Below are 23,232 nucleotides of genomic sequence, written 5' to 3'. Positions count from 1 at the left end.
TACTCGGCCGTCGCGTCCGGTCCGGTGCCCGCCGCGGATGATGGCATACGGGCGGGATCCGAACCTTAGACCTGGAGCGCGGAACGCCGCACCGCCGGGGGCGGCTCCTGACCGGAACTTCCGGGATTGGCCGCTCTCCGGCGGTTTACGACATTTCTACCGGTCAGCTCTGTCGTGCTTTATACGGTCTTTCTCGCCCGGGGGAACGTCCCGCCCCGGGCACGGCCTTGGGGCGGCCGCGGCCCGTGCCTCAGACGCGAGGAAGCGATTCCGCTTCGATGCCGCCCTCGATGGCGAGGATGCGGTGGAGCCGGGTGGCGACCAGCAGGCGCTGCATCTGGGGCGGCACCCCGCGCAGCACGAGCCTGCGGTTGACCCGGCCGGCCCGGCGGTGCGCGCCCATGATCACGCCGAGGCCGGTGGCGTCCCAGGAATCCAGCTCGGTCAGGTCCAGCACCAGATCACCGCGACCGGAGTCGACGGCGGTGTGCAGGGCCGTACGGGCGTCCGCCGCGCTGCGGACGTCGAGGCGGCCCTCGACGACCAGCTCGGCGTGGTCGCCCCTGATGTGCATATGCGCTCCCCTGTGTCATGGGTTCATGCCTGGACGTCTACAGATCTGACTGCCTCTCATGCGGCGAAGTTGCCGCCTGTAAGCGAACCGATACCGAATTCACCCCACCGGGTGACCCCATCAGGCCCAGGCCTTGACTTTTCAGCTCGGCCCGGCACCTTGACCCGGTATCAGTGCTCGTAGAAGCCTTGCCCACTCTTGCGGCCGATATCGCCGGCGTCGACCATCCGCCGCATGATCTCCGGCGGGGCGAACTTCTCGTCCTGGGACTCGGTGTAGATGTTGTCGGTGGCGTGCAGCAGGATGTCGATGCCGGTCAGGTCGGCGGTGGCCAGCGGGCCCATCGCGTGGCCGAAGCCCAACTTGCAGGCGGTGTCGATGTCCTCGGCGCTGGCCACGCCGGACTCGTAGAGCTTGGCGGCCTCGACGACCAGCGCCGAGATCAGCCGGGTGGTGACGAAGCCGGCCACGTCACGGTTGACGACGACGCAGGTCTTGCCGACGGACTCGGCGAACGCCCGGGCCGTGGCGAGGGTTTCGTCGCTGGTCTTGTACCCGCGGACCAGCTCGCACAGCTGCATCATCGGCACCGGCGAGAAGAAGTGCGTCCCCACGACCCGCTCGGGGCGGGAGGTGGCCGCGGCGATCTTGGTGATCGGGATGGCGGAGGTGTTGGAGGCCAGCACCGCCTCGTCCTTGACGATCTTGTCCAGCGTCTGGAAGATCTCCCGCTTGACGTCGATCCGCTCGAAGACCGCCTCGACGACGATATCGGCGTCGGCGGTGGCCTCCAGGTCGGTCGTGGTGGTGATGCGGGCCAGCGCCTGCTCGGCGTCGGCCGCCGCCAGCTTCCCCTTGGAGACGAACTTCTCGTACGAGGCCTCGATGCCGCCCTTCCCCCGGGCCAGCGCCTCGTCCGTCACATCGCGGAGGACCACGTCCCAGCCCGCCTGGGCGGAGACCTGCGCGATACCGGACCCCATCAGTCCGGCGCCGATGACGGCGAGCTTCTTTGCCACTGCTGTCCCCTCACACCCTGTGCATTTGAAAGCCTGTCGGTCTTCGGGTGACGTTAGCGGTCGTTGGCGATCCTTTGGCGGGTAAGAGATGCGCGTCACTCCCGCCCGTCACCCAACCACCGCCCCTCAACGAGGCCCTTCGGGCCGCCACGCCGGTTTGTCCATGACGGACATCACACCGAGCCCGCGGCTGAGTACGGCGCGCCGTCCTCAGCCGGCTGCCCGTACGGCGTAGTTGAGCACCCTCGCGCTCAGCAGTTCCTCCATCTCGTCGAGGAGCACCAGCGCCTCACGGGAGACCACCTCGGGCTTGCGGCCGGCGATCATCTCCTGCGCGATGGTGGTCATCAAGGTCTGGTGGACCCAGTTGATCTGGCCGGCCATCAGACCGGGCATCGGGTCGTCGTCGGCGACGCCGGTCTCCTGCCGGAGCGTGGCTTCGAGGTCCTCGTACTGCTCGCGCTGGAGGTGCCACAGGCGGGCCTGGAGGACCGCCGAGCCGTGGACGACCTTCATGAAGCGCTCATATCCCTCGATGAGGCCGACCTTGGGCGAGACGCTCTCCACCTCTTCGCGCAGTTCGCGCAGCACCGCGGCGGCGGCCGACTCCCCCGCGGGGCGGGCCCGTACGAACCGCGACAGCCGGTCGACCAGCCCCTTGCTCCGGTCGAAGAAGAGGTCCTCCTTGGCCGGGAAGTAGTTGTAGACGGTGTTGACCGAGACATCCGCGGCCTCGGCGATCTCCGCGATGGTCACCGCGTCGAAGCCGCGCTCCATGAACAGACCCGTGGCCATGTCCGAGATGTACTGCCTGGTCTGGCGCTTCTTCCGCTCCCTGAGTCCCTCTGCCATGCCCTCAGCCTACCTTTCGCTGGGCCTCGTTAAATTTTGGGGACGTTGCAATTTTTCAGTCCCTCTGTTTTTCTGTGGGCATGCCAGTCATCAGCACGTCCGGACTCGCCCGGACCTTCACCACCAAGCGCGGCCCCGTCGAAGCCGTACGGGGTATCGACCTCACCGCCGAGCGCGGCGAGATCCTGGGCTTCCTCGGCCCCAACGGCGCCGGCAAGACCACCACCCTGCGGATGCTCACCACCCTGCTGACGCCCACCGGCGGCAGCGCGACCGTCGCGGGCTGCGACCTGGTCCGCGATCCCGCGGGGGTGCGCCGCGCCTCCGGGTACGTCGCCCAGTCCGGCGGCGTCGACCCCAACATCTCGGTACGCGAGGAGCTGGTCACCCAGGCCCGCCTCTACCGCCTCGGCAAGGCCGAAGCCCTGGCCCGTACCGAGGAGTTGGCCGCAGACCTCGGCCTGCACGGACTGCTGGACCGCAAGACCGCCACGCTCTCGGGCGGCCAGCGGCGTCGGCTGGACATCGCGATGGGCCTCACCCACCGCCCACAGGTGCTCTTCCTCGACGAGCCGACCACCGGACTCGACCCGGGCAGCCGCGCCGACCTGTGGGAGCTGGTCCGCCGGATCCGCGCCGAGCACGGCACCACGGTCTTCCTGACCACCCACTACCTCGACGAGGCCGATGCGCTCGCCGACCGGCTGGTGATCGTCGACAAGGGCGTGGTGGTCGCCGAGGGCACCCCGGACGCGCTCAAGCGCGCCCACGCCGGCTCCCCCGACGCATCCCTCCAGGACACCTTCCTCGCCATCACCGGGCGCACTACGGCGCCCCAGGACCCCGCCCCCGTCGCCATCTAGGAGCCCCCATGTCGTCCCTTGTCTCCGACACCGCGCTGATCTTCGGGCGCTACGCCCGCCAGACGCTGCGCTCCAAGCTCCAGATGCTCTTCGGCGTGCTGATGCCGCTGCTGTACCTGCTCTTCTTCGGCCCGCTGCTGACCGAACTGCCGCTGTCCTCGTCCGGCAGCTCCTGGCAGGTGCTGGTGCCCGGGCTGCTGCTCCAACTCGGCCTGTTCGGGGCCGCGTTCTGCGGTTTCGGCATCATCATCGAGAAGCAGTTCGGGGTCGTGGAGCGGATGCGGGTGACGCCGGTGAGCCGGCTGGCGCTGCTGCTCGGGCGGGTCCTGCGCGATGCGCTGCTGTTCGTCTTCCAGGCCGCGCTGCTGGTGCTGGCCGCCCTGGCCATGGGGCTGCGCGCGCCCCTGCCCGGCGTCCTCATCGGCTTCGCGTTCGTCGCCGTACTGACCGTGGCACTGGCCTCGCTGTCGTACGCGCTGGCGCTGAAGGTCAACACCCCGCAGGAGTTCGGGCCGGTCATCAACGCCGTCACCATGCCCTCGATGCTGCTGTCCGGGCTGATGCTGCCGATGACGCTGGGCCCGCGGTGGCTGGACGTGCTCTCGCACCTCATGCCGTTCCGCTACCTCGTGGACGCGGTACGGGCGGCGTTCGTCGGCGCGTACACCTCCTCGGCGGTGCTCTACGGCGTCCTGGTGGCGCTCGCCTTCGCCGCACTGTCGGTGACCTTGTGCACCCGGGCCTTCCGCAGGTCCGCGGCGTAGGCTCGCCTCATGGTGAATCTGACGCGCATCTACACCCGTACGGGCGACAAGGGCACCACCGCCCTGGGCGATATGAGCCGCACCGCCAAGACCGATTCGCGCATCGCGGCGTATGCGGACGCCAACGAGGCCAACGCCGCGATCGGCGTGGCGCTGGCCCTCGGCACGCTGCCGGAGGAGGTCGCCGCGGTGCTCCTGCGGGTGCAGAACGACCTCTTCGACGTCGGCGCGGATCTGTCGACACCGGTGGTGGAGAACCCGGAATTCCCGCCGCTGCGCGTCGAGCAGAGCTATATCGACAAACTGGAGGCCGACTGCGACCGGTTCCTGGCGGACCTGGAGAAGCTGCGCAGCTTCATCCTCCCCGGCGGCACCCCCGGCGCCGCCCTCCTCCACCAGGCCTGCACCGTGGTCCGGCGCGCCGAACGCTCCACCTGGGCGGCCCTGGAGGAGCACGGCAGCGCCGAGACCGGCGGCAGCATGAACCCGCTGACCGCCACCTACCTCAACCGCCTCTCCGACCTGCTGTTCATCCTGGCCCGTACGGCCAACAAGGAGGTCGGCGACGTCCTGTGGGTGCCGGGCGGCGAGCGCTGACGGCCGGTCAGCTCAGGGTCTTCTGGCCGGGCCGGGCCGCCTCCTCAGCGGCGGCGCCCCGGCCCCGGTCCGGGTCCTTCTTCTGGAAGAGGAAGTAGCTCAGCGCGATCACGCCGTGGATGAGGAGGATCCGCAGCGAGGTGGCCTGCCACTCGTGCAGCGACGCGGTGTCGCCGCCCTCGCCGACGTACCAGATCGCGACCTGGAGCAGGCCGATCGAGAGGGCCACCCACAGCACCGTACGCAGCCACAGCATCCCCTCGTGCCGGGCGCGGGCCAGACCGTAGCGCGGCGGCTTGACCGGTGGCGGACCGCCCGCGAACCGGTGCACGAAGTGCCCGTCGATCCATTTGATCGTGTAGTGGCCGTACGCGACGGTGTAGCCGATGTAGAGGGCGGCAAGCCCGTGTTTCCAGTCGGCGGTCGCCCCGTTCTTCAGATCGATCGCGGTGACGATCAGCAGTACCAGCTCCAGCACCGGCTCCATCAGGAGCACCGCCGCTCCGGTACGCGGCATCCGCGCCAGGTACCGCAGCGCCAGACCGGCCACCAGCAGCACCCAGAAGCCGACCTCGCAGGCGATGATCAGCGCGACGACCACGGCTGTCTCCTTTCAGGGCCCTTCACCGAACACTTCAAGGCTCCCAGCGGCCGCCGCCCCAAACGTCGTCGCACACGACGATCCCGGACTGCATCTTTCGATGTAGCGCGCGTGGCACGGGGATGACCCGGACGTGGAGGCAGCGGGCCCCGGCGCCGTGTTTGATGGAGGGGTGACCGTCAGATCCCCCGCCGCCGTCGGCCGGCCGCACCGTCTCGATGTGCTCATCGCGGGCGGCGGGCTGCTCGGCGGACTGCTGCTCTGGGCGCTGCATCTCCAGGGCGGGCCGGCGCGCCTGGGACTGCCGCCCTCGCTCACCCTGGTCGCGCTCGGCACGATGTCGGCGGCGGAGCTGCTGCGCCGTACGGCCCCGATGGCGGCGCTGGCCCTCGCGGTGCCCGCGCTGGCACTGGACATCTGCACCGGCACCCTGGTCGCCACCGTCCTGATGTTCACGGACGTGGTCTATGCGGCGGTGCTCTACGGCCCTGCGCGGGCGGCCCGCCGGATCCCGCTGCACGCGGTACTGGCGACCGTCGTGGCGGCCGTCGCGCTCACCGCGCTGTGGCAGAACCCGCAGGTGGTGATGGCGGTCATCGGCATCGCGGTGATCACCATCGGCCCGGCCTGGACGGGCGCGATCATCCGCAACCACCGCGACGCCGCCCAGGCCGCCCGGCTCCGGGCCGAACGGATCGCGCTGCTGGCCGAACGGGACCGCACCCGGGCGGTGGCCGGCGAGCGCGCCCGGATGGCCCGTGAGCTGCACGACATGGTCGCCAACCATCTGTCCGCCATCGCGATCCACGCCACCGCCGCACAGTCCGTCGACGATCCGTCGGCGACCCGCGAGGCGCTCGATGTGATCCGTACGAACAGCGTGCAAGGTCTGGCCGAAATGCGCCGCCTGATCGGGCTGTTGCGCGACCCGAGGACGAGCGAGGATACGGAGGAGCCCGCCGCGACGCCCACCCTGGGCGGGCTGGACGCGCTGCTCGCCCAGGCCCGCGCACACGGCGCGAGCAGCGGGCTGACCTTCGTCCTGGACGACGCCCGGGCCACCGACGGCAGGCTGCGGCCGACGGCGCCGGCCGAACTGGCCGCGTACCGCATCGTCCAGGAGTCGCTGACCAATGCGCTCAAGCACGCCGCCGCCGGCGAGGTGCGGGTGCGGCTCGCCCATGAGCGCGACGGGGCGCTCACCGTCACCGTCCGCAGCCCGTTCGATGACCGGCCCGGCCCCCGGGCCCCGGGCTCCGGTACCGGTCTGGTCGGGATGCGGGAGAGAATCGCCCTGCTGGGCGGGGCATTCGAGGCCGGTCCGGAGAGCGGGCCGGCCGGCAGAGTCTGGCTGGTGCGGGCAGCGTTGCCCGCTGCCGAGGAGGAAGAGCAACGATGACAGGCGCCGACGCGCAGCCGATCCGGGTTCTCGTCGCCGAGGACCAGTCCGCCGTACGGGCCGGGCTGGTCCTCATCCTGCGCTCCGCCCCCGACATCGATGTCGTCGGGGAGGCGGAGGACGGCGAGGAGGCGGTGCGGCTCGCCCGTGAGCTGCGCCCCACCCTCGTCCTCATGGACATCCAGATGCCCCGGCTCGACGGGGTCTCCGCCACCCGGCAGGTGGTCGCCGAGAAGCTGGCCGACGTACTGGTGTTGACCACCTTCGACCTGGACGAGTACGTCTTCGGGGCGCTGCGGGCCGGCGCCGCGGGCTTTCTGCTCAAGGACAGCGATGCGGCCGCGCTGCTGACCGCGGTGCGCACGGTGGCGTCCGGCGAGGGGCTGATCGCACCGGCGGTGACCCGCCGGCTGATCGCCGAGTTCGCCAGTCCGCGCAGCGCGGCGCGGCCCGCGCGGGACGGCGCCGCGCCGGATCCGACGGTGCTGGACGCGCTGACACCGCGCGAGCGGGAAGTGCTGGGGTGTCTGGGCCGGGGGCTGTCCAACGCCGATATCGCCTTACGGCTGGCGATGGCGGAGGCCACCGTGAAGACCCATGTCAGCCGGCTGCTGGCGAAGCTGGATCTGCGCAGCCGGGTCCAAGCAGCCGTACTGGCCCAGGAGTTGGGGGTGGACGGGCCGTAGGGGCGGGCGGGCCGGGGGGCGGGGCGGAGGGGGCGAGGGGCGGCCGGGCGGGTGGAGGGGGCGGGCCGTAGGGGGTGGCCGAACGCATCCCGTAGGGGGCACGAGCCCCCCCTTGCGGGGCCACAATGCGCCGGAGGCGGAGGCTATTCCCAGGACCGCTCGGATCAGGCCACTCGGCTCACGCCACTCGGATCACACCACTGCGATCACGCCACTGGGATCAGGCCACGTTCACCCTCTGGCCGGGCGGGGCCGCCTCCAGCCAGGCCAGGAAGCCGGTGAGCGCGTCCTCGCTCATCGCCAGCTCCAGACGGGTGCCACGGTGCCGGCAGGCCAGCACGAGGGAGTCGGAGAGCAGCGCCAGCTCCTCCTCACCCTGGGGGGTGCGGCGCTCCAGGACCTCGATCGCGGAGCGCTCCAGGAGGCGGCGGGGCCGGGGCGCGTACGAGAACACCCGGAACCATTCGACGCGGTCTCCGTTGTAGCGCGCCACACCGTAGATCCAGCCCTTGCCGCCGGTCTCGTTCTCCGGCACGTTCCAGCGCAGGCTGCAGTCGAAGGTGCCGCCGGACCGCTGGATCAGCCGCCGTCTCAGTCCGAAGACGAACAGCCCCAGCAGCACCAGCACCACGACCGCGCCGCTCACAAGCAGAGCGAGGACCATCCCGACCGACCTCCTCGCCTCGATGGGGGTCCCCCCACGCCGTTCAGGCGTGAGGGAGGGAAACGCACCTGCATTGCCTCAGCCGCGGGCCGCTCCGGAGAATTCCGGGCAGCCCGCGGCTGAGGATCGATCTCGTCGGTGCGGGGCTCAGTGAACACCCGTCACCGCACGCAGCCGGACATCGGCGCGGCGCTCGGCGGCCGCGTCGGCCTCCGACTTCGCACGCTCCAGGGCCCGCTCCGCGCGCTGGACATCGATCTCGTCCGACAGCTCGGCCACCTCTGCGAGCAGGGACAGCTTGTTGTCGGCGAACGAGATGAAGCCGCCGTGCACCGCGGCGACGACGGTGCCGTCCCCGCTCTCGCCGGTCGTACGGATCGTCACCGGGCCCGACTGCAGCACGCCGAGCAGCGGCTGGTGTCCGGGCATGACGCCGATGTCGCCCGACGAGGTGCGCGCGACGACCAGGCTGGCCTCGCCGGACCAGACCTGACGGTCCGCGGCGACCAACTCGACGTGCAGCTCAGCCACGATGGCTCCTCGGGTCTCCACCTGCCTGGCATGGCAGATGTTGGGTCAAATACTAGTGGTCGTACGGACCGGGGGCGGCCAGGGCCGCCCCCGGGGCCGTTGCCGGGGTCAGGAGACGCCCAGCTCCTTGGCGTTGGCCTTCAGGTCCTCAAGGCCACCGCACATGAAGAACGCCTGCTCGGGGAAGTGGTCGTAGTCACCGTCGGCGATCGCGTTGAACGCGGCGATGGACTCGTCCAGCGGCACGTCCGAACCGTCCACACCGGTGAACTGCTTCGCCACGTGGGTGTTCTGCGACAGGAACCGCTCGATACGACGCGCGCGGTGGACGGTGAGCTTGTCCTCCTCGCCGAGCTCGTCGATACCCAGAATCGCGATGATGTCCTGGAGGTCCTTGTACTTCTGCAGGATCGTCTTGACGCGCGAGGCGCAGTCGTAGTGCTCCTGCGAGATGTAGCGGGGGTCCAGGATCCGGGACGTCGAGTCCAGCGGGTCCACCGCCGGGTAGATGCCCTTCTCCGAGATCGGGCGCGACAGAACGGTCGTCGCGTCCAGGTGGGCGAAGGTGGTGGCCGGCGCCGGGTCGGTCAGGTCGTCCGCGGGGACGTAGATCGCCTGCATCGAGGTGATCGAGTGACCACGGGTCGAGGTGATGCGCTCCTGGAGGAGACCCATCTCGTCGGCCAGGTTCGGCTGGTAGCCCACCGCGGAGGGCATCCGGCCGAGCAGGGTCGACACCTCGGAACCGGCCTGGGTGTAGCGGAAGATGTTGTCGATGAAGAAGAGCACGTCCTGCTTCTGCACATCGCGGAAGTACTCCGCCATGGTCAGACCGGCAAGGGCGACCCGCAGACGGGTGCCCGGCGGCTCGTCCATCTGGCCGAAGACCAGCGCCGTCTTGTCGATGACGCCGGAGTCCGTCATCTCCTCGATGAGGTCGTTGCCCTCACGGGTGCGCTCACCGACACCGGCGAACACCGACACACCGTCGTGGTTGTTGGCCACGCGGTAGATCATTTCCTGGATCAGAACGGTCTTGCCGACACCGGCACCACCGAACAGACCGATCTTGCCGCCCTTGACGTACGGGGTCAGCAGGTCGATGACCTTGACGCCGGTCTCGAACATCTCGGTCTTGGACTCGAGCTGGTCGAAGGACGGGGCCTTGCGGTGGATGGGCCAGCGCTCGGTGACCTCGGACGCGGCCTCCGGCTTGTTCAGGATCTCACCGAGGGTGTTGAAGACCTTGCCCTTGGTGATGTCGCCGACGGGCACGGTGATGCCCGCACCGGTGTCGGTCACCGGGGCCTGGCGGACCAGACCGTCGGTGGGCTGCATGGAGATCGCACGGACCAGGCCCTCGCCGAGGTGCTGGGCAACCTCGAGGGTCAGGGTCTTCTTGACACCGGCCTCGGCCGGGTCGGCGACCTCGACGGTCAGCGCGTTGTAGATGTCCGGCATCGCGTCGACGGGGAACTCCACGTCGACGACGGGGCCGATGACCCGCGCGACGCGGCCAGCGGCCACGCCAGCCGCGGCGGTCGGCTCAACAGTGGTGGTCATAGTTGTCAGTCACTCCCCGCGGTCGCGTCGGCCAGTGCGCTTGCGCCACCGACGATCTCGCTGATTTCCTGGGTGATTTCGGCCTGTCGGGCCGCGTTGGCAAGCCGCGAGAGCGACTTGATGAGCTCTTCTGCGTTGTCGGTCGCCGACTTCATCGCACGGCGCGTGGCGGCGTGCTTGGAGGCGGCGGCCTGCAAGAGCGCGTTGTAGATCCGCGACTCGACGTACCGCGGAAGCAGGGCGTCGAGGACGTCCTCGGCCGACGGCTCGAAGTCGAACAGCGGAAGGATCTCGCCCTTGGACTCCGCCGCCGACTCCTCGGCGGCCTTGTCCAGGGACAGCGGCAGCAGCCGGTCGTCGAGCGCCGTCTGCGTCATCATCGAGATGAACTCGGTGTAGACGATGTGGAGTTCGTCGACCCCGCCCTCGGCGGTGTCCTGCTGGACGGCCGCGATGAGCGGTGCGGCGATCGCCTTCGCGTCCCCGTACGTCGGGCTGTCGGTGAAGCCGGTCCACGACTCCACGACCTTGCGCTCGCGGAAGCTGTAGTACGACACCCCCTTGCGGCCGACGATGTAGACGTCGACCTCCTTGCCCTCGGCCTTGAGCCGCTCGGTGAGCTGCTCCGCGGCCTTGATGACGTTGGAGGAGTAGCCGCCGGCCAGACCGCGGTCGCTCGTGATGAGCAGCAGCGCGGCCCGGGCCGGGGACTCCGCCTCGGTCGTCAGCGGGTGCTGGGTGTTCGAACCGGTGGCAACCGCTGTCACCGCGCGGGTCAGTTCACTCGCGTACGGCGTCGACGCCGCCACCTGGCGCTGCGCCTTGACGACGCGCGAGGCGGCGATCATCTCCATCGCCTTGGTGATCTTCTTGGTCGCGGTGACGGAGCGGATGCGACGCTTGTAGACCCGGAGCTTGGCTCCCATGGATCAGGTCCCTTCCGTCGTCACTTGCCGGGGCCGGCCGGGGCGTCCTCGCCGAGCAGCTTGCCGTCCGAGGTCTCGAACTGCCGCTTGAAGCCGTCGACGGCATCGGAGATCGCCCCGATGGTGTCGTCGGACATCTTGGCGCCCTCGCGGATGCTGGTCAGCAGGTCCTTCTTCTCCCGGTGGAGGTGGTCGAGGAGCTCCCGCTCGAAGCGGCGGATGTCCTCGACCGGGACGTCGTCCATCTTGCCGTTGGTGCCGGCCCAGATGGAGACGACCTGGTCCTCGGTCGCGTACGGGGAGTACTGCGGCTGCTTCAGCAGCTCGGTCATCCGCTTACCGCGCTCCAGCTGCGCCTTGGAGGCCGCGTCCAGGTCGGAACCGAAGGCGGCGAACGCCTCCAGCTCGCGGTACTGGGCGAGGTCCACACGGAGGCGGCCGGAGACCTGGCGCATGGCCTTGTGCTGGGCCGAGCCACCGACACGGGAGACGGAGATACCGACGTTCAGCGCCGGGCGCTGGCCCGCGTTGAACAGGTCCGACTCCAGGAAGCACTGGCCGTCGGTGATGGAGATGACGTTGGTCGGGATGAACGCCGACACGTCGTTCGCCTTGGTCTCGACGATCGGGAGACCGGTCATCGAGCCGGCGCCCATGTCGTCGGAGAGCTTGGCGCAGCGCTCCAGCAGACGCGAGTGCAGGTAGAAGACGTCGCCCGGGTAGGCCTCACGGCCCGGCGGACGGCGCAGCAGCAGGGACACGGCGCGGTAGGCGTCGGCCTGCTTCGAGAGGTCGTCGAAGATGATCAGGACGTGCTTGCCCTGGTACATCCAGTGCTGGCCGATGGCCGAGCCGGTGTAGGGCGCGAGGTACTTGAAGCCCGCCGGGTCGGACGCCGGGGCGGCGACGATGGTGGTGTACTCCAGGGCGCCGGCCTCCTCCAGCGCACCGCGCACGGACGCGATGGTGGAGCCCTTCTGGCCGATGGCGACGTAGATGCAGCGGACCTGCTTCTTCGGGTCGCCGGTGCGCCAGTTGTCGCGCTGGTTGATGATCGTGTCGACGGCCAGCGCGGTCTTGCCGGTCTGGCGGTCACCGATGATCAGCTGACGCTGGCCGCGGCCGATCGGCACCATCGAGTCGACGGCCTTGTAGCCGGTCTCCATCGGCTCGTGCACCGACTTACGGACCATGACGCCCGGAGCCTGAAGCTCCAGGGCGCGGCGGCCCTCGGACGCGATCTCGCCGAGGCCGTCGATCGGGTTGCCCAGCGGGTCGACGACGCGGCCGAGGTAGCCCTCGCCCACGGCGACCGAGAGCACCTCACCGGTGCGCTGCACCGGCTGGCCCTGCTCGATGCCGCTGAACTCACCGAGGATGACTGCACCGATCTCGCGCTCTTCCAGGTTCAGCGCAAGACCGAGCGTGCCGTCCTCGAACTTCAGCAGCTCGTTCGCCATCGCCGAGGGAAGACCCTCGACCTTCGCGATGCCGTCACCGGCCTCGCTTACCGTGCCGACCTCCTCGCGCGAGGCCGCGTCCGGCTTGTACGCCTGGACGAAGTTCTCCAGCGCGTCCCGGATCTCCTCCGGCCGGATCGTGAGCTCCGCCATCTGGGTTCCCTGCTCTCCTTGTTGGGCCCGAAGTTACTTGCGGGGGTCTGGGGGGCTGCCCCAGGGGGTTTCCGCTTACGGCCCAACTCGGGCCGCCGTCATGCTTGTGCTGGTCCCCGGGGCTTCTTCCGGACCGCAGCCGGACCTCTCGGTCCGGCCGGCTGGTCCGGCGCCTGGCCGCCGGTTGTGCAGCTCTTGAGTTGGTGGCTGGGTCAGCCGGCCATCCGCCGGGTCGCCTCGTCGAGGCGCTCCGCGATGGTCCCGTTGATGACCTCGTCGCCGATCCGGATCTGGACACCGCCGAGGACCTCGGGGTCCACGTCGAGGTTCAGGTGGATCTGCCGTCCGTACAGCGAGGTCAGGGAGGCGCTCAGGCGCTCCCGCTGCCCGTCACTGAGGGGCACCGCGGAGGTGACCACCGCGACCATCCGGTCCCGGCGGTGCGCCGCCAGCTTGGAGAGGGCGTCGAGCCCCGCTTCCAGGCTACGGCCCCGCGGCTGTACGACAAGACGGATCACGATCCGCTCGGTGACCGGGTTGGCCCGGCCGCCCAGCAGCGAACGCAGCAGCTCCGTCTTGGCCGAGGCCGTCGCGTTCTTGTCGGTCAGCGCACGGCGCAGATCGCCGCTGGAGCTGACGATCCGGCCGAACCGGAACAGCTCGTCCTCGACGTCGTCGAGCGCACCGGCGCGCTGGGCCGCGGCGAGGTCGGCGCTGTACGCCAGCTCCTCGATCGCGTCAGCCAGCTCACGCGAGCGCGACCAGCGGTCGCGGACCATGCCGGTGACCAGGTCGACGGCCGGGCCGCCGATCTGGCTGCCGAGCAGCCGCCGGGCCAGTTCGGCCCGCGCTTCGCCGGTCTGCGCCGGGTCGGTCAGGACCCGACGCAGCGACACCTCGCGGTCGAGCAGAGCGGTGACGGCAGCCAGCTCCTCGGCGAGCTTCGCCGCGTCGACGGAGGTGTCGTCCGTCAGCGCGTCGAGCCGCTCGCGTGCGGAGGCGAGTGCCTCGCGGCTCGCTCCGTTCATCGGCCGGCCTCAGCCTTCGTCGCGTCCGACGCCGCCTTGGCCTCGAGCTCGTCGAGGAAGCGGTCGATGGTCCGGCTCTGCCGGGCGTGGTCCTCCAGGGACTCACCGACGAGCTTGCCGGCCAGGTCGGTGGCGAGCTTGCCCACGTCCTGGCGCAGCGCCTGCGCAGCCGTCTTGCGGTCCGCCTCGATCTGGGCGTGACCGGCAGCGATGATCTCCTCACGCTGCCGCTGGCCCTCGGCGCGCATCTCAGCAATGAGAGTCGCACCCTGCTCCTGCGCCTCCTGGCGCAGGCGCGCGGCCTCGTGGCGGGCGTCGGCCAGCTGGGCCCGGTAGTCCGCGAGCACCTGCTGAGCCTCGGCCTGAGCCGCTTCGGCGTCCTCCATGCGGCCTTCGATCAGCTTCCGCCGCTCGTCCAGAACGTTGTTGATGTTCGGGAGGAGCTTCTTGGCGAGGAAGCCGAAGACGATGAAGAAAGCGATCAGGCCGATGACCAGCTCTGGAATCGGCGGGACCAGGGGGTTCTCAGGAACCTCCGCCGCCAGGTTCAGGGCGTTCACATCAGTGCCTTCCGTCTCAATGGGTGTCGATGAGCTTTGTTTACTTGTAAACGAAGCCCATGACGATGCCGATCAGGGCGAGCGCCTCACAGAACGCGAAGCCCATGATCTGGTTGGTGCGGATCAGGCCGGCGGCCTCGGGCTGACGGGCCAGGGCCTGGGTGCCGTTACCGAAGATGATGCCGACGCCGACGCCGGGGCCGATGGCGGCCAGGCCGTAACCGACGGAGGCGATGTTGCCGACCAGGGCGGACTTGGCGGTGTCACCGGCAGCGGCGAGGTTGACCAGTTCCAGAGCAGCGGACATGCCGTTACTTCCTTCTCATTTCACGTACCGGTGGGGGTTGGCCACCGAACAGCTGTTGGGCGGGGAGGCGGGTGCGCTCAGTGGTGCTCGGCGAGCGCGCCCTGAACGTAGTTGCAGGCCAGGAGGACGAAGACGTACGCCTGGACGGCCTGGATGAACAGCTCGAACGCCGTCATCACGATGGTCATGAGGAACGAGGCCCCGGCGTAGACGACGCCGATGCCGTTCAGCAGGTACCAGCTGGCGATGGTGAACATCAGGATCAGCAGGTGGCCCGCGAACATGTTGGCGAAGAGCCGGACCGCGTGGGTGAAGGGGCGGATGATCAGGTTCGAGAAGAACTCGATGACCATGAGCAGCGGCAGGACCCAGCCGAGCGACTTGTCATAGCCGGTGATGTTCTTCCAGCCACCGACGAAGCCGTGCTTCTTGAAGGTCAGGTAGACCCACAGGACATAGACGAGCAGCGCGAGGCCCGCGGGGAACGCGATGATCGAGGTCACCGGGAACGCCATGACCGGGATGATCGACCACAGGTTCATGATCCACACGAAGAAGAACAGCGAGACCATGAAGGGGACGTACTTTTCGCCCTCCTTCTTGCCCAGCGCGTCATAGACGAGTCCGCGGCGCACGAAGTCGTAGCCCGCCTCGCCGATCATCTGGAGCTTTCCGGGGACCACCTTCGCCTTGCCGAATGCGACCCAGAAGAAGCCGACAACGACGACCGTGCTCAGCAGGGCCAGCAGCATCGGCTTGTTGAACTCGTAGCCGCCGATGGTGAAGAGCGGCTGGAAGACGAAGTTATGAAGCCCGGGGGCATCGAAGCCGCACCCGGAAAAGATGTGGCAGTCGGTCTCGAAGGCGAGCATCGTTTCAGCACTCACCGCGAGCTCCTTCAGCGTGGCGCATGGGTACGGCAACCTCGTTGTGTCGGCGCGGCGTTGAGCCACGGAGCGGCACTGGACTGGTCTTACGGATTAGGGGGCGGCCGGCCGGCGCTGGGCCGGGCCGAATCACAGGCTTCGGCCGCGAGAACATCCCGTTCCCTCGCTCGGAACTCGGGAGCTCAGCCGCCTGCGCCATCTGTGCCGCAGTTGGCACCGGACGATAGCAGGCCCGCATGAGGGCATTTATCTCGGCCCTACGTGTCACGTCGACGACCCCGCCGTCTCCGCCTTCTTCGACTCGGCGGAGTGGGGATCCACGTACAGAATCTTCGCCTTCATATGACCGCGGGTCTGCGCCGCGATCCACACGAGAACGGCACCGAGCAGGGTGAACGCAAATGCCTTGGTGTCAAAGAGCGTTGTGTCCTTGAACGCGAGCAGGAAGAGCAGCACGAACAGGATCTGCGTCGTGTAGAGCAGCAGGCCCATCATCTGGAACAGCTGCGGAAGACTCTTCGCGGTCTTCTGGAGGACCACGAGGCCGACCCCCATGACGAGCATCACCAGCACCGTGCCGACGACGGCGCCGATCGCTCCCTTCGCGCCTGCGACCACCGCGCTCACGGCAACGGCGACAACGCCGAGGGCGAGCGTGGGCACAACGGCGTGAAGGAGTAGTCGGGCGTCATTCGACTGCATGGCGGCGCTCCGGCAAGGGGTGGGGATTGTGTCGTCAGGGACGAGCGTAGACCCGGCCTGAGGCGGAACCTGGGGCTGAAGAACCGTCGCACTACGGTCCTTCGGCTCTGTCGCCGGGTTTCGTGAACGGTATCACAAACTATTTGATGAGGTCTTTACCTGGTTCGTGTGGACCCTGTCACACTTGAGCATGAACCTGCGCGTTGGTGCACTGACAGGAGGTTTTTTGTCTGGTATAGGGTCAACAAGTCCGGTTTTCGATGCCCGTTCGGGCGATCACCTCGCTGGCTCAGTGATGACTGCCCGCCCGCCGGCGGTCCACGAAGCGTGACCGGTCGCCGATCGCGGTGGCCCCGTTGATCCCCGCCGGGACCGGCTCGCGGTCCTCCTCCGCCGTCGCCCCGTCGCCCTCACCGCCGTCCGCCTCGGCCGGCGCCAGCGCCGTCCGGACCACCCTGCGGTAACGCGGCGGAACCATCCGCTCCGCCCAGCGCGGCGCCCGCGGCGTGAAGCGCGGCAGCAGGAGCAGCACCAGCCCCACCGCGCTCAGCAGCACGATGCCCAGCACGATCCACATGCTGGCGTTGTTCACGGAGTAGGCGACCGCGCCGAAGGCGATCAGCGCCGACCAGAAGTACATGATCAGCACGGCCCGGCTGTGCGAGTGCCCGATCTCCAGCAGCCGGTGGTGCAGATGGCCGCGGTCGGCGGCGAACGGCGACTGGCCCTTCCACGTACGGCGCACGATCGCCAGGATCAGGTCGGCGACCGGCACCGCGATGACGGTCAGCGGCAGCAGCAGCGGGATGTAGACCGGCACCATCGCGTGGGTGGCCTCCCGCAGACCGCCCGCCTTGACGTTGAGCAGGTCCGGGTCGACCTGGCCGGTCACCGAGACCGCACCGGCCGCCATCACCAGGCCGATCAGCATCGAGCCCGAGTCGCCCATGAAGATCCGCGCCGGGTGCATGTTGTGCGGCAGGAAGCCCAGGCACATGCCCATCAGAACGACCGAGAACAGGGTTGCGGGCGCGGCCGCCTCGATGCCGTAGCCGAACCACATCCGGTACGCGTACATGAAGAACGCCGCGGCGGCGATGCACACCATGCCGGAGGCCAGACCGTCCAGGCCGTCGACGAAGTTCACCGCGTTGATGGTGATCACGACCAGCGCGACGGTCAGCAGCGTGCCCTGCATCGGGGTCAGCGAGACCGTGCCGACGCCGGGGATGGGGATCCACAGGATCGTCAGGCCCTGGAGGACCATCACACCCGCGGCGATCATCTGGCCGCCCAGCTTGACCAGCGCGTCCACGCCCCACTTGTCGTCCAGCACGCCGAGGATCCAGATCAGCGCGGCGCCCGACAGCAGCGCCCGGGGCTCGTTGGAGTTCTCGAAGACGCTCTTGAGGTTGGTCAGGTGCGAGGCGACCAGCAGACCGGCGCACAGCCCGCCGAACATCGCGATACCGCCGAGCCGGGGTGTCGGTTCGCGGTGCACATCACGCGCACGGATCTCCGGCATCGCACCGGCCGCGATCGCGAACTTCCGCACCGGCCCGGTCAGCAAGTAGGTCACCGCGGCCGTGACGCACAGCGTCAGCAGGTATTCACGCACGGGCTGCCCCATTGGTATAGCTGGCCATCACAGCCCCACACCCTATGCGTGTCCGCCCCCTGGCCGTGAATACAGGAGGAGACGCACTGCGCCGGCGTACGGTTCCGGCCTCATCCGTGATCGGGATAAGGCGGAAAGCCGTGGACCAAAGCGACGGTCCTGGAGCGGGCCGTGGCGTCCTGCCGCAGCGCCGCCACGATCAGCTCGGCGACCTGCTGCATCTCGGCCTCGCCCATCCCCTGGGTGGTCACCGCCGCGGTGCCCAGCCGGATCCCGGTCCGGCGGGTCGCGGGCGCGTCGGCGCAGGGCAGCGCGCAGGTGTCCAGCACGATCCCGGCGGCCGCCAGCCGGCCCCGGGCGGTGCGCGCGTCCAGTCCGAGGGGCGCGGTGTCGGCGGTGATCAGATGTGTGTCGGTGCCGCCGGTGGTGAGCGTCAGGCCCTGCCCGGCCAGCGCCTCGGCGAGCGCCCCGGCATTGGCGGTGACCTGGTGGGCGTACGCGGCGAAGGCGGGCGTGGCGGCCTCCGCGAAGGCAACGGCCTTGGCGGCGACCGAGTTCATCTGTGCACCCCCCTGGGTGAACGGGAACACCGCACGGTCGATCCGCTCGGCCAGCTTCGCCCCGCACAGGATCAGCCCGCCGCGCGGCCCGCGCAGCACCTTGTGGGTGGTGCCGCACACCACATGGGCGTACGGGACGGGGCTGGGTGCCGCTCCCCCGGCGATCAGCCCGAGGGGGTGCGCGACGTCCGCGATCAGGTAAGCGCCGGTCTCGTCGGCGATATCGCGGAAGGCCGCGTAGTCGAGGTGACGGGGGTAGGAGATCGAACCGCAGACGATCGCCTTGGGGCGGCGGGCGAGCGCCAGGTCGCGGATCGCGTCGTAATCCAGCAGGCCGGTCTCCTCGTCGACGCCGTAGCCCACGAAGTCGAACCAGCGGCCGGAGAAGTTGGCGGGCGATCCGTGGGTGAGGTGCCCGCCGTGCGGCAGGGACATGGCCAGCACGGTGTCACCAGGGCGCAGCAGGGCGGCGTAGGCGGCCAGTACGGCCGAAGACCCGGAGTGGGCCTGGACGTTGGCGTGTTCGGCGCCGAAAAGGGCCTTGGCGCGCTCCACCGCGATCCGCTCGGCGAGGTCGACGATCTCGCAGCCGCCGTGGTGCCGGGCGCCCGGATAGCCCTCGGCGTATTTATTGCCCAGCAGGGAGCCGAGGGCGGCCAGTACGGCCGGTGAGGTGAAGTTCTCCGCGGCGATCAGCTGGAGCCCGTCGCTCTGCCGGGCGCTCTCGCCGAGCAGTACGCCGGCGATCTCCGGGTCCTGGCGCAGCAGCGCGGCGAAGTCCGGCGCGCCTGCCGGGTGGCTGAGGCCTTCGCGGGCGGCGGCCCTGGCCCGGTCCTCGATCGTCTCGGGCACACCGGCTCCGGGGCCGGCGGCGGACTCGGCGGCCGGTACACGGCCGGCCGCGGATTCGCTGCGGTGTGACGCGGTGGTGGCGGGCATCGCTGGCTCCGGGCCTCGTACGGGACGTAGTCCCAATGTAGGCGCGCGGCAGCGATCGGGCGCGGTGTGCGGTCCTTCCGGGGGCCACGGGGGCCGCACCCGCCCCCGGGCGGCCCGCTACGCCCGCGCCGGGACCCCCGTCAGGGCCGTGACGACGGGGTCCAGCGCCTGGTTGATCTCGTCGCCGATGGAGCGGAAGAAGGTGATCGGGGCGCCGTAGGGGTCGTAGACCTCGTCGGACTCCGGGTTGGGCGCCAGCAGCCAGCCGCGCAGCGCCGCGGCGGCACCCACCAGCGCCCGGGCCCGCTCGACCAGCCCGCCGTCCGGGAGGGCCGGGTCGGGCTCGGGCAGCGTGGCGGGGTCTATGGCCCGCACCAGCCGGTTGAACTCCTTGAGCGTGAAGGTGCGCAGCCCCGCGGAGTGCCCCATCGAGATGACCTGGGCACGGTGGTCGCGGGTGGCGGTGAGCACCAGGTCGGCCCGGATGACGTGCTCGTCCAGCAGCTCCCGGCCGAGGAACCCGGCCGGGTCGGCGCCGTAGTCCGTGAGCACCGTCGCGGCGTGCGCCTCCATCGGGGCGCCTTCATGGCCCCAGGTGCCGGCGCTCTCCACGACCAGTCCCCCGCTGTGCGCCCCGCCGAGCCGCAGCTCCAGGGCATGGCGGTGCAGCCGCTCGGTGATCGGCGAGCGGCACACGTTGCCGGTGCTGACGTGGAGGATCCGGAAGAGGGGTGAGGGGGACGCGGGGGGAAGGGGGTTGTCGTCGCCGGGTCCTGCTATGCCACGCCCCAGGGGCGCCATCAATTGGCCACCTCGAGCTCGGGTACCACCTTGCGCAGCTCCTCGGCGCTGATCGCGCCTTCCCGCAGCAGCACGGGGACCTGGCCGGTGACGTCGACGATCGAGGACGGCACGGCGGCGGGCGTCGGGCCCCCGTCGAGGTAGACGGAGACCGAGTCGCCCAGCATCTCCTGTGCGGCGTCGCAGTCCTGCGGGGAGGGGTGGCCGGTCAGGTTGGCGCTGGAGACGGCCATCGGGCCGAACTCGGTCAGCAGCTCGATGGCGACCGGGTGCAGCGGCATCCGTACGGCCACCGTGCCCCGGGTCTCGCCGAGGTCCCAGGTCAGCGACGGCTGGTGCTTGGCGACGAGGGTGAGGGCGCCGGGCCAGAAGGCGTCGACCAGCTCCCAGGCCTGCTCGGAGAAGTCGGTGACCAGGCCGTGCAGGGTGTTGGGCGACCCGACGAGCACCGGGGAGGGCATCCCGCGGCCGCGGCCCTTGGCCTCCAGCAGATCGGCGACGGCCTCGGCGCTGAAGGCGTCCGCGCCGATGCCGTAGACGGTGTCGGTCGGCAGCACGACCAGCTCACCGCGGCGGACGGCCGAGGCGGCCTCGCGCAGACCGGTGGCGCGGTCGGTCGCGTCGCTGCAGTCGTATCGCCGTGCCATTAGCGGTCCTCCTGGTGCCGAACGGTTGGGGGGTGATTCGGGGCGGCGGTCGTCATGGCGTCGCCCGGCGCGCGGTGGCGAAACGGGGCCTGTTGTTGAGGTCGGGGTGGTCGGCCGCGTCGGCCCAGCCCCGCTCTTCGGTGAAGATCCACGGCACCTGTCCGCCCTGGGTGTCGGCGTGCTCGATGACGACCACGCCACCGGGCCGCAGCAGGCGGTGTGCGGTCCGCTCGATGCCACGGATGGTGTCCAGGCCGTCCTGGCCCGAGAACAGCGCCAGCTCGGGGTCGTGGTCGCGCGCCTCGGGGGCGACGTACTCCCACTCGGTCAGCGGGATGTACGGCGGGTTGGAGACGACCAGGTCGACCTGCCCGTCCAGTTCGGGAAGCGCGGTCAGCGCATCGCCGTGATGGAGAACGACGCGGGACCCCTCGACGTTCTTGCGGGCGTAGTCCAGGGCCTCTTCGGACAGCTCCACGGCGTGCACCCGCGAGCGCGGCACCTCCTGGGCCAGCGCCAGGGCGATCGCCCCGGAGCCGGTGCACAGGTCGACGATCAGCGGCTCGACGACGTCCATCGCCCGTACCGCGTCTATCGCCCAGCCGACCACCGACTCGGTCTCCGGGCGGGGCACGAACACCCCAGGACCGACGTGGAGTTCGAGGTAGCGGAAGAACGCCCGGCCGGTGATGTGCTGAAGCGGCTCACGGGCCTCGCGGCGGGCGATGGCCTCCCAGTAGCGGGCGTCGAAGTCCGCGTCGGGGACCGTGTGCAGCTGGCTCCGCTTGACGCCGTGCACATGCGCGGCGAGCTCCTCGGCGTCGAAGCGGGGTGAGGGCACACCGGCGTCGGCCAGCCGCTGGGTGGCCTGGGCCACCTCGGCGAGCAGCAGGTTCACGGGCCTTCCTCCTGGTGCGCTGCGTCTTCCTTGGCCGGGGCCCGGGGGTTGTCCCCCGGGGATGCGGTCTCCAGCCGGTACGTACGGGTGTTGCGGGCTTACTGGGCGGCGGCGAGCTTGGCGGCCGAGTCGGCGTCGACGCACGCCTGGATGACCGGGTCGAGCTCGCCGTCGAGCACCTGGTCCAAGTTGTACGCCTTGAAGCCGACCCGGTGGTCCGAGATGCGGTTTTCCGGGAAGTTGTACGTACGGATGCGCTCGGAGCGGTCGACCGTGCGGACCTGGCTGCGCCGGGCGTCGGACGCCTCGCGCTCGGCCTCTTCCTGGGCGGCGGCCAGCAGCCGGGAGCGCAGGATGCGCATCGCCTGCTCCTTGTTCTGCAACTGGCTCTTCTCGTTCTGGCAGGAGACGACGATGCCGGTGGGCAGGTGGGTGATACGGACCGCGGAGTCGGTGGTGTTGACGGACTGGCCGCCGGGCCCCGAGGAGCGGTAGACGTCGATCCGCAGGTCGTTGGCCTGGATCTCCACCTCGACCTCCTCGGCCTCGGGCGTGACCAGCACACCGGCCGCGGAGGTGTGGATACGGCCCTGCGACTCGGTGGCGGGCACGCGCTGGACGCGGTGCACCCCGCCCTCGTACTTCAGCCGCGCCCAGACGCCCTGGCCGGGCTCGGTGGCGCCGCCCCCGCCCTTGGTCTTCACCGCGACCTGGACGTCCTTGTAGCCGCCGAGGTCGGACTCGTTGGCGTCCAGGATCTCGGTCTTCCAGCCGACCCGCTCGGCGTAGCGCAGGTACATCCGCAGCAGGTCGCCGGCGAACAGCGCGGACTCCTCGCCGCCCTCACCGGCCTTGACCTCGAGGATGACGTCCTTGTCGTCGCTGGGGTCGCGCGGGACGAGCAGCAGCCGCAGCTTCTCGGTCAGCTCCTCGCGCCGGGCGTCGAGCTCCTTGACCTCGTCGGCGAAGTCCGGGTCGTCCGCGGCGAATTCGCGCGCGGTCTCCATGTCGTCGCCGGTCTGCTTCCAGTCGCGGTACGTCGCGATGATCGGGGTCAGCTCGGCGTAGCGCTTGTTGAGCCGCATGGCCTCGCGCTGGTCGGCGTGGACCGCGGGGTCGGCCAGCCGCTTCTCGAGATCGGCGTGCTCGCCGATCAGTTCTTCGACCGCCTCGAACATCGTGGGTTCCTCTGCTGGCTGGCTGACTGTGTCTACCGCGGGGGGGCATCCCCTGCCCCCGGCCGGATGACGGGAGGCCTGGACGACAAAGACGCCGGCCCGGTCGCCCCTGCGCAGGGGCGACCGGATGCCGGCGCCTTTCGGGTCGCTACTTCTTGGCGGACCCGGCGGCCTTGCCGAAGCGGGCCTCGAAGCGGGCCACGCGGCCGCCCGTGTCCATGATCTTCTGCTTGCCGGTGTAGAACGGGTGGCACTCGGAGCAGATGTCGGCACGGATGCTGCCGCCGGCAACGGTGCTGCGGGTGGTGAAGGACGCGCCACAGGTGCAGCTGACCTGGGTCTCGACGTACTCCGGGTGGATGTCGCGCTTCAAGGGATTCTCCTAGGTTCGGGAGTGCACCGGGTCGTGTCGCGGGTTGCGTCACGTGAACCGGGGCCGACGGTCCAGTCTGCCA

Annotated in this window: 26 protein-coding genes; 5 read left to right on the top strand and 21 right to left on the bottom strand. The window is 69.9% G+C overall.

Annotated features, from left to right (window positions below; translation table 11 throughout):
- Positions 1–250 precede the first annotated feature (250 nt).
- The 3 genes from ACZ55A_RS19500 to ACZ55A_RS19490 form a co-directional block, all read right to left on the bottom strand.
- Positions 251–574 carry an STAS domain-containing protein gene (locus ACZ55A_RS19500; protein WP_362918767.1) on the bottom strand — a complete coding sequence of 108 codons (324 nt, stop codon included), beginning with the start codon at positions 572–574 and terminating at the stop codon, positions 251–253.
- A gap of 170 nt (positions 575–744) precedes the next feature.
- Complete coding sequence (locus tag ACZ55A_RS19495; RefSeq protein WP_468841374.1) at positions 745–1,593, bottom strand: 3-hydroxyacyl-CoA dehydrogenase family protein; 849 nt, start codon at positions 1,591–1,593, stop codon at positions 745–747.
- Between the two features lie 210 nt (positions 1,594–1,803).
- Positions 1,804–2,445 (bottom strand): TetR/AcrR family transcriptional regulator, encoded by a 642-nt coding sequence (locus ACZ55A_RS19490; RefSeq protein ID WP_468841372.1) that lies wholly within the window; start codon positions 2,443–2,445, stop codon positions 1,804–1,806.
- Between the two features lie 80 nt (positions 2,446–2,525).
- Between ACZ55A_RS19490 and ACZ55A_RS19485 the strand changes: the two genes are divergently transcribed.
- From ACZ55A_RS19485 to ACZ55A_RS19475, 3 genes are read left to right on the top strand one after another with little or no spacing between them, the layout of a single operon-like run.
- The gene (locus ACZ55A_RS19485) at positions 2,526–3,308 is read left to right on the top strand and encodes an ABC transporter ATP-binding protein (protein ID WP_468841370.1); all 783 of its coding nucleotides are present in this window, start codon (positions 2,526–2,528) and stop codon (positions 3,306–3,308) included.
- Positions 3,309–3,316: 8 nt separating this feature from the next.
- Positions 3,317–4,072 carry an ABC transporter permease gene (locus ACZ55A_RS19480; RefSeq protein WP_468841368.1) on the top strand — a complete coding sequence of 252 codons (756 nt, stop codon included), beginning with the start codon at positions 3,317–3,319 and terminating at the stop codon, positions 4,070–4,072.
- Between the two features lie 9 nt (positions 4,073–4,081).
- On the top strand, positions 4,082–4,669 hold the full coding sequence (locus ACZ55A_RS19475; protein WP_468841366.1) for a cob(I)yrinic acid a,c-diamide adenosyltransferase: 588 nt from the start codon (positions 4,082–4,084) through the stop codon (positions 4,667–4,669).
- Positions 4,670–4,676: 7 nt separating this feature from the next.
- Here ACZ55A_RS19475 and ACZ55A_RS19470 read toward each other — a convergent pair whose 3' ends face one another.
- Positions 4,677–5,270: a hypothetical protein gene (locus ACZ55A_RS19470; RefSeq protein ID WP_468841364.1), complete on the bottom strand. Its 594-nt coding sequence runs from the start codon at positions 5,268–5,270 to the stop codon at positions 4,677–4,679.
- A gap of 172 nt (positions 5,271–5,442) precedes the next feature.
- Here ACZ55A_RS19470 and ACZ55A_RS19465 point away from each other — a divergent pair, with 172 nt between their 5' ends.
- On the top strand, positions 5,443–6,669 hold the full coding sequence (locus ACZ55A_RS19465; protein ID WP_468841362.1) for a sensor histidine kinase: 1,227 nt from the start codon (positions 5,443–5,445) through the stop codon (positions 6,667–6,669).
- On the top strand, positions 6,666–7,355 hold the full coding sequence (locus ACZ55A_RS19460; protein ID WP_468841360.1) for a response regulator: 690 nt from the start codon (positions 6,666–6,668) through the stop codon (positions 7,353–7,355). The genes ACZ55A_RS19465 and ACZ55A_RS19460 overlap by 4 nt, the downstream gene beginning before the upstream one ends.
- Positions 7,356–7,575: 220 nt before the next feature.
- Here the strand turns inward: ACZ55A_RS19460 and ACZ55A_RS19455 are convergent, their stop codons facing one another.
- From ACZ55A_RS19455 to rpmE, 17 genes are all read right to left on the bottom strand, one after another.
- Positions 7,576–8,019 carry a DUF2550 domain-containing protein gene (locus ACZ55A_RS19455; RefSeq protein ID WP_468841358.1) on the bottom strand — a complete coding sequence of 148 codons (444 nt, stop codon included), beginning with the start codon at positions 8,017–8,019 and terminating at the stop codon, positions 7,576–7,578.
- Between the two features lie 147 nt (positions 8,020–8,166).
- Positions 8,167–8,550: a F0F1 ATP synthase subunit epsilon gene (locus ACZ55A_RS19450; protein WP_030081273.1), complete on the bottom strand. Its 384-nt coding sequence runs from the start codon at positions 8,548–8,550 to the stop codon at positions 8,167–8,169.
- Positions 8,551–8,658: 108 nt separating this feature from the next.
- The gene (gene atpD / locus ACZ55A_RS19445) at positions 8,659–10,113 is read right to left on the bottom strand and encodes a F0F1 ATP synthase subunit beta (protein ID WP_468841355.1); all 1,455 of its coding nucleotides are present in this window, start codon (positions 10,111–10,113) and stop codon (positions 8,659–8,661) included.
- Between the two features lie 5 nt (positions 10,114–10,118).
- Positions 10,119–11,039 (bottom strand): F0F1 ATP synthase subunit gamma, encoded by a 921-nt coding sequence (locus tag ACZ55A_RS19440; RefSeq protein ID WP_468841353.1) that lies wholly within the window; start codon positions 11,037–11,039, stop codon positions 10,119–10,121.
- A gap of 20 nt (positions 11,040–11,059) precedes the next feature.
- Positions 11,060–12,652 carry a F0F1 ATP synthase subunit alpha gene (atpA, locus tag ACZ55A_RS19435; RefSeq protein WP_468841351.1) on the bottom strand — a complete coding sequence of 531 codons (1,593 nt, stop codon included), beginning with the start codon at positions 12,650–12,652 and terminating at the stop codon, positions 11,060–11,062.
- A gap of 212 nt (positions 12,653–12,864) precedes the next feature.
- Positions 12,865–13,680 (bottom strand): F0F1 ATP synthase subunit delta, encoded by an 816-nt coding sequence (locus tag ACZ55A_RS19430; RefSeq protein ID WP_468841349.1) that lies wholly within the window; start codon positions 13,678–13,680, stop codon positions 12,865–12,867.
- Positions 13,677–14,240 (bottom strand): F0F1 ATP synthase subunit B, encoded by a 564-nt coding sequence (locus ACZ55A_RS19425; protein ID WP_468841347.1) that lies wholly within the window; start codon positions 14,238–14,240, stop codon positions 13,677–13,679. Before ACZ55A_RS19425 ends, ACZ55A_RS19430 begins: the two co-directional genes overlap by 4 nt.
- Positions 14,241–14,280: 40 nt before the next feature.
- On the bottom strand, positions 14,281–14,547 hold the full coding sequence (atpE, locus tag ACZ55A_RS19420) for an ATP synthase F0 subunit C (protein WP_030811000.1): 267 nt from the start codon (positions 14,545–14,547) through the stop codon (positions 14,281–14,283).
- A gap of 77 nt (positions 14,548–14,624) precedes the next feature.
- Positions 14,625–15,419 (bottom strand): F0F1 ATP synthase subunit A, encoded by a 795-nt coding sequence (atpB, locus tag ACZ55A_RS19415; protein WP_468841581.1) that lies wholly within the window; start codon positions 15,417–15,419, stop codon positions 14,625–14,627.
- A 279-nt stretch (positions 15,420–15,698) separates the two neighbouring features.
- Positions 15,699–16,136 (bottom strand): hypothetical protein, encoded by a 438-nt coding sequence (locus ACZ55A_RS19410; RefSeq protein WP_468841345.1) that lies wholly within the window; start codon positions 16,134–16,136, stop codon positions 15,699–15,701.
- A 289-nt stretch (positions 16,137–16,425) separates the two neighbouring features.
- Positions 16,426–17,766 carry an MraY family glycosyltransferase gene (locus ACZ55A_RS19405; RefSeq protein ID WP_468841343.1) on the bottom strand — a complete coding sequence of 447 codons (1,341 nt, stop codon included), beginning with the start codon at positions 17,764–17,766 and terminating at the stop codon, positions 16,426–16,428.
- 98 nt (positions 17,767–17,864) lie between these two features.
- Positions 17,865–19,253: a serine hydroxymethyltransferase gene (locus tag ACZ55A_RS19400; protein WP_468841341.1), complete on the bottom strand. Its 1,389-nt coding sequence runs from the start codon at positions 19,251–19,253 to the stop codon at positions 17,865–17,867.
- Between the two features lie 117 nt (positions 19,254–19,370).
- A complete protein-coding gene (locus tag ACZ55A_RS19395) occupies positions 19,371–20,054 on the bottom strand; it encodes an arsenate reductase/protein-tyrosine-phosphatase family protein (protein WP_468841339.1) in 684 nt (227 codons plus the stop codon).
- Complete coding sequence (locus tag ACZ55A_RS19390; protein ID WP_468841337.1) at positions 20,054–20,701, bottom strand: L-threonylcarbamoyladenylate synthase; 648 nt, start codon at positions 20,699–20,701, stop codon at positions 20,054–20,056. Before ACZ55A_RS19390 ends, ACZ55A_RS19395 begins: the two co-directional genes overlap by 1 nt.
- A 52-nt stretch (positions 20,702–20,753) precedes the next feature.
- Positions 20,754–21,599: a peptide chain release factor N(5)-glutamine methyltransferase gene (gene prmC, locus ACZ55A_RS19385; RefSeq protein ID WP_069571963.1), complete on the bottom strand. Its 846-nt coding sequence runs from the start codon at positions 21,597–21,599 to the stop codon at positions 20,754–20,756.
- Positions 21,600–21,697: 98 nt separating this feature from the next.
- Complete coding sequence (gene prfA, locus ACZ55A_RS19380) at positions 21,698–22,777, bottom strand: peptide chain release factor 1 (protein ID WP_468841335.1); 1,080 nt, start codon at positions 22,775–22,777, stop codon at positions 21,698–21,700.
- Between the two features lie 148 nt (positions 22,778–22,925).
- On the bottom strand, positions 22,926–23,150 hold the full coding sequence (gene rpmE, locus ACZ55A_RS19375; RefSeq protein WP_468841333.1) for a 50S ribosomal protein L31: 225 nt from the start codon (positions 23,148–23,150) through the stop codon (positions 22,926–22,928).
- Between the last annotated feature and the right edge of the window lie 82 nt (positions 23,151–23,232).

The organism is Streptomyces sp. NPDC034111 (assembly GCF_055575375.1).
This window is presented reverse-complemented; position numbering and strand designations above follow the sequence as displayed.

What these genes read in the sequence shown, in the direction of transcription:
- ACZ55A_RS19500 (WP_362918767.1), bottom strand. Translation starts at nt 574, where the DNA reads ATGCACATCAGGGGCGACCACGCCGAGCTGGTCGTCGAGGGCCGCCTC.
- ACZ55A_RS19490 (WP_468841372.1), bottom strand. Translation starts at nt 2,445, where the DNA reads ATGGCAGAGGGACTCAGGGAGCGGAAGAAGCGCCAGACCAGGCAGTAC.
- ACZ55A_RS19485 (WP_468841370.1), top strand. Translation starts at nt 2,526, where the DNA reads ATGCCAGTCATCAGCACGTCCGGACTCGCCCGGACCTTCACCACCAAG.
- ACZ55A_RS19480 (WP_468841368.1), top strand. Translation starts at nt 3,317, where the DNA reads ATGTCGTCCCTTGTCTCCGACACCGCGCTGATCTTCGGGCGCTACGCC.
- ACZ55A_RS19475 (WP_468841366.1), top strand. Translation starts at nt 4,082, where the DNA reads ATGGTGAATCTGACGCGCATCTACACCCGTACGGGCGACAAGGGCACC.
- ACZ55A_RS19460 (WP_468841360.1), top strand. Translation starts at nt 6,666, where the DNA reads ATGACAGGCGCCGACGCGCAGCCGATCCGGGTTCTCGTCGCCGAGGAC.
- ACZ55A_RS19455 (WP_468841358.1), bottom strand. Translation starts at nt 8,019, where the DNA reads ATGGTCCTCGCTCTGCTTGTGAGCGGCGCGGTCGTGGTGCTGGTGCTG.
- atpD (WP_468841355.1), bottom strand. Translation starts at nt 10,113, where the DNA reads ATGACCACCACTGTTGAGCCGACCGCCGCGGCTGGCGTGGCCGCTGGC.
- ACZ55A_RS19440 (WP_468841353.1), bottom strand. Translation starts at nt 11,039, where the DNA reads ATGGGAGCCAAGCTCCGGGTCTACAAGCGTCGCATCCGCTCCGTCACC.
- atpA (WP_468841351.1), bottom strand. Translation starts at nt 12,652, where the DNA reads ATGGCGGAGCTCACGATCCGGCCGGAGGAGATCCGGGACGCGCTGGAG.
- ACZ55A_RS19430 (WP_468841349.1), bottom strand. Translation starts at nt 13,680, where the DNA reads ATGAACGGAGCGAGCCGCGAGGCACTCGCCTCCGCACGCGAGCGGCTC.
- atpE (WP_030811000.1), bottom strand. Translation starts at nt 14,547, where the DNA reads ATGTCCGCTGCTCTGGAACTGGTCAACCTCGCCGCTGCCGGTGACACC.
- atpB (WP_468841581.1), bottom strand. Translation starts at nt 15,419, where the DNA reads ATGCTCGCCTTCGAGACCGACTGCCACATCTTTTCCGGGTGCGGCTTC.
- ACZ55A_RS19410 (WP_468841345.1), bottom strand. Translation starts at nt 16,136, where the DNA reads ATGCAGTCGAATGACGCCCGACTACTCCTTCACGCCGTTGTGCCCACG.
- ACZ55A_RS19405 (WP_468841343.1), bottom strand. Translation starts at nt 17,766, where the DNA reads ATGGGGCAGCCCGTGCGTGAATACCTGCTGACGCTGTGCGTCACGGCC.
- ACZ55A_RS19400 (WP_468841341.1), bottom strand. Translation starts at nt 19,253, where the DNA reads ATGCCCGCCACCACCGCGTCACACCGCAGCGAATCCGCGGCCGGCCGT.
- ACZ55A_RS19395 (WP_468841339.1), bottom strand. Translation starts at nt 20,054, where the DNA reads ATGGCGCCCCTGGGGCGTGGCATAGCAGGACCCGGCGACGACAACCCC.
- ACZ55A_RS19390 (WP_468841337.1), bottom strand. Translation starts at nt 20,701, where the DNA reads ATGGCACGGCGATACGACTGCAGCGACGCGACCGACCGCGCCACCGGT.
- prfA (WP_468841335.1), bottom strand. Translation starts at nt 22,777, where the DNA reads ATGTTCGAGGCGGTCGAAGAACTGATCGGCGAGCACGCCGATCTCGAG.